We start from the raw sequence: 2,589 nt of genomic DNA on the forward strand, positions 1-2,589 counted from the left end.
GATTTTGGGGGCGACGCCGAGTTCGTGGATCAGCGTGCCGAGGCCCATCCCCAGCGTCTGAACACCATACAGGTTCAGGTCCGGCGCCACGTCAGAACCGGGATGCCCGAACCACCAGCGCGCATCATATTCGCGAAAGCCGGTTGGCTTGATCAGGGCTTCATTTTCGAAAGCCCAGGAATTGGGGGCAAGGCTGGCATGGGGCTTGATCGTCATGGGAACACCGCTTCTTGAGTGATAGTCGGGGTGGATCTCGCGACGCGCACAGCCCGACGGGCTGCACCCGACGAGCTTTTGGGGTTCAGCCTTCGGGGCGTCCGACGCTGGTATAGGCGAAACCGGCATTGGTCGCCTCTTCCAGCGTGTAAATATTGCGAAGGTCAACGAGGACAGGCGCCTTCATGGTCGACTTCAGGCGCTTCATGTCGAGCGCCCGGAACTCGTTCCACTCGGTAATGATCACCAGAACATCGGCCCCTTCCGCACAGAAGTACGGGCCGGAAACGAACTCGACATTCTGGAGGAGTTTCTCGGCTTCAACAGTGCCGGCGGGATCGAAGGCCCGGACCGTGGCCCCGGCCTTTTGCAGGGCCGGAATGATTTCCAGGCTCGGCGCATCGCGCATGTCGTCCGTGTTCGGCTTGAAGGTCACGCCCAGAATGGCAACGGTCTTGCCGTTCACATCGCCACCGCAGGCCTCGATGACCTTGCCGGCCATGGCCCGCTTGCGGGCATCATTGACTTCGACCACCGTCTCGATCAAGCGCAAGGGCGCGTCGTATTCCTGGGCGGTACGGGTCAGGGCGAGCGTGTCCTTGGGGAAGCAGGAGCCACCATAGCCGGGGCCGGCATTCAGAAACTTGCCGCCGATCCGTTTATCGAGGCCGACACCCTTGGCGACTTCCTGGACATTCGCGCCAACCTTCTCGCAAAGGTCCGCGATCTCGTTGATGAAGGTGATCTTCATAGCGAGGAAGGCGTTGGCCGCATACTTTATCAGCTCCGACGTGCGGCGCGAGGTAAAGACGATCGGTGTCTCATTGAGAAAGAGCGGGCGGTAAAGCTCGTTCATGGACGCGCGGGCACGGTCCTCATCGGTACCGACGACGACCCGATCGGGGCGTTTGAAGTCATCAATAGCGGCGCCTTCGCGCAGAAATTCAGGATTTGAAACAACGGCAAAATCGGCATCCGGCCTCGTTTCGCGAATGATGCGTTCGACCTCATCACCCGTACCGACCGGCACGGTCGATTTCGTCACGACCACAGTATAGCCGGTCAACACCTCGGCGATTTCCTTGGCCGCAGCATAGACATAACTCAGATCCGCGAAGCCATCGCCCCGACGCGAGGGCGTGCCGACAGCGATGAAAACAGCATCAGCCGCTCCTACGGCTTCTGCCAAGTCCTGAGTGAATGAGAGCCGCCCTTCGCGCACATTGCGCTGAACGAGCAGGTCGAGGCCTGGCTCGTAAATCGGAATGCCGCCGGAGTTGAGCGTCTCAACCTTGCTGGCATCCTTGTCGACACAGACGACTTCATGCCCGAAGTCAGCGAAACAGGCCCCCGACACCAGCCCAACATAGCCGGTTCCGATCATTGCGACGCGCATGACTTATCACTCCCATTCTGGTCGGAGACGGTATCGCCGACAGGACTGTCAGGCGCAAGGAGAGATTGCCGCGAAATGAGTCGTCAGGCCGAATTGCGTGATATTTTCGCATTGGAGCCGCAAAGCGCGGCACCGGGCGAATTGGTTAGCCTTGGGCAGCGATCTCGATGGCCGAGCGCACATCATTGACGACCTTGCGGATGAGCTTCTGCTCGCCCTCCGCCATCACCCGGACCACGGGCTCTGTCCCGGATGCGCGCACGACCAGACGGCCTGCCTCACCCATACGGGCCTCGGCCTCCGCAATCGCCTCCAATACCGCATCCACCTCAAGTGGCCTCTTGCCCTTGGAAACGCGAACATTTTCGAGCAATTGCGGCGCCGGTTTGAACACATTGAGCAATTCGCTCGCCCGTTTTCCGCTTTCACCAAGAACGCGCAGAACCTGCAACGCGGCGATCAGACCATCACCGGTCGGCGAGAAATCCGGCATCACGATGTGGCCGGACGCCTCACCGCCCAGATTGATACCGGTTTCGCGCATGCGCTCCGAGACATAGCGGTCGCCAACCTGGGTCCGCTCCAGTTTGATCCCGCGCCCGGCCAAATATTGTTCGAGCCCGAGATTGGACATGACAGTCGCAACAATTGCCGGATGACGGAGTTCGCCCGTCTCCTGCCAATGTCCGGCCAGCAGACCCAGAATCTGGTCGCCATCAACGACCCGGCCCTTCTCGTCACACAGAACGACCCGGTCGCCATCACCGTCGAGGGCGATTCCGAGGTCAGCGCGATACTTCACGACCTCCTTGGACAGGCGCGCCGGCGCCGTAGATCCGCACTCCTCATTGACGTTGAAGCCATTCGGCTCGACGCCGATCGGGATCACGTCCGCGCCGAGCTCCCAGAGAGCCTTCGGCGCGACCTTGTAGCCAGCACCATTGGCGCAATCGACGACCAGGCGAAGGTTCGACAGG

1 protein-coding gene and 2 pseudogenes are annotated in these 2,589 nt (G+C 60.8%); all 3 read right to left on the reverse strand.

The features are described from left to right. Window positions 1-216, reverse strand: a pseudogene (locus QZ266_RS08995) (phosphomannomutase/phosphoglucomutase); the annotation flags it as partial. An 85-nt stretch (window positions 217-301) separates the two neighbouring features. After that, window positions 302-1,612 (reverse strand): UDP-glucose/GDP-mannose dehydrogenase family protein, encoded by a 1,311-nt coding sequence (locus tag QZ266_RS09000; protein ID WP_295694183.1) that lies wholly within the window; start codon window positions 1,610-1,612, stop codon window positions 302-304. A gap of 145 nt (window positions 1,613-1,757) precedes the next feature. Then, window positions 1,758-2,589, reverse strand: a pseudogene (locus tag QZ266_RS09005) (phosphoglucosamine mutase); the annotation flags it as partial.

It is taken from the genome of uncultured Maricaulis sp., assembly GCF_905480005.1.
In the GTDB taxonomy this organism is placed as follows: domain Bacteria; phylum Pseudomonadota; class Alphaproteobacteria; order Caulobacterales; family Maricaulaceae; genus Maricaulis.

Coding starts and splice junctions, on each gene's coding strand:
- QZ266_RS09000 (WP_295694183.1), bottom strand. CDS start 1,612: ATGCGCGTCGCAATGATCGGAACCGGCTATGTTGGGCTGGTGTCGGGG.